The organism is Caballeronia temeraria, from assembly GCF_001544795.2.
GTDB lineage: Bacteria > Pseudomonadota > Gammaproteobacteria > Burkholderiales > Burkholderiaceae > Caballeronia > Caballeronia temeraria.
In genome coordinates this window covers 1-1,180 of record NZ_FCOI02000110.1, presented here as the reverse complement: position 1 = coordinate 1,180, position 1,180 = coordinate 1, and the positions used below count along the sequence as shown (strand labels likewise).

General features: G+C 54.6%; 1 protein-coding gene. It reads right to left on the bottom strand.

The window, feature by feature from the left end; genetic code table 11:
* Positions 1–200 precede the first annotated feature (200 nt).
* The gene (locus AWB76_RS38655; RefSeq protein WP_061165333.1) at positions 201–1,076 is read right to left on the bottom strand and encodes an integrase domain-containing protein; all 876 of its coding nucleotides are present in this window, start codon (positions 1,074–1,076) and stop codon (positions 201–203) included.
* Between the last annotated feature and the right edge of the window lie 104 nt (positions 1,077–1,180).

Sequence of the window (1,180 nt, the reverse complement as noted above, 5' to 3'; positions counted from 1 at the left end):
CTTGTTCTTCTTTGTCACGGTTGCTTCGGTCATAGGACGTTATTCCCGTTATCGTCTCATGACCTCGGCACACTAAAAATCGGACAGGCTCGATCTCTCGAAGCTCGGTCTCAAGGGTGTCGATGCGCCCGCCGTATGGAATGCTGTCCTGTCCGCTCGATAAGGTATCCTGCCTATAGGAAACCTCTCAACCGGTTTACCTATTTGCACCAGAACCGCGTCCTATACCTTTCGAACATTTGCTGCAAGAACTGATGCCTCAGGCCGTGGCACGTAACGCCCAAGCCAGACTTCGTCACACCGTGGCGTTTTAGAACGGTATAGAAATGGTCCTTCCACTGAGTCTTGGTATAGCCGTCGGGGATAGTCGAGCCAGTGGACCGATTCGTGTGTTGAGCAGCCTCAAGTAGGACATCAGTCTTGAACTCCATCGGCACCACGCGCGCGCGACCGCCCTTTGTGCCGTGGACGACGCTGAGCTTTCCGTCTCTACGGACTGCATCTTTAGGCCTCAACAGAAGACTCTCTTCGACCCGTAGACCGAAGGCTGCCTGAAGCTTCATTTGCACCGCGACCACGGGCTCGGTCTTCGCGATTTCTTCGATAATGGAAACGGCATCGATGCCCTTGCCTTCCCATGACTTGTCCTCGGTCGCCACAGACGTGCGCCGAAAGTCGTGCGTGGCTGGATCAATGTACTCCGACATCTTTTTGACCGGGTTCCGCTTATTGATCCAGTTCGAGAACGCGCGGAAGTACGTCAACTTGTTCTCGATGGTCCCGAGACACTGGCCGTCCTTGTGCCATAGTGCCACCAGACCTTCTATGTGCTTTTCCTTGAGCGCATACGGTGTTTGTATTGCGTAGCCGATCTGGCGAAGCTCAACAAACGAACGGGAAAGCTTTTGCAGTCGGGGCTCCTGTCTCCCGACGGATATCGGCTTATTGCTGACACGGGTACGGCTGTGAACACGGTTGACGTTCGGAGTGAAGATCTTTTCAAGTGCATCCCGGAACGCGGGGGGAAGCTCGGGATAGCCGGCAACGATGCCCTTCACATAGACGGTTACTGTCATTCGGATGCTCCTTCCTCGTTTGTTGATTGTATGCGGTCCTTCAGGGACGCCCTAGCAATGGACGAGTGATTCTCTGATGCTACCTGTCCACGTGGACAGCTGGG

Bases quoted from the DNA above. Each gene is read 5' to 3' on its own strand.
- AWB76_RS38655 (WP_061165333.1), bottom strand. From the start codon at position 1,076: ATGACAGTAACCGTCTATGTGAAGGGCATCGTTGCCGGCTATCCCGAG.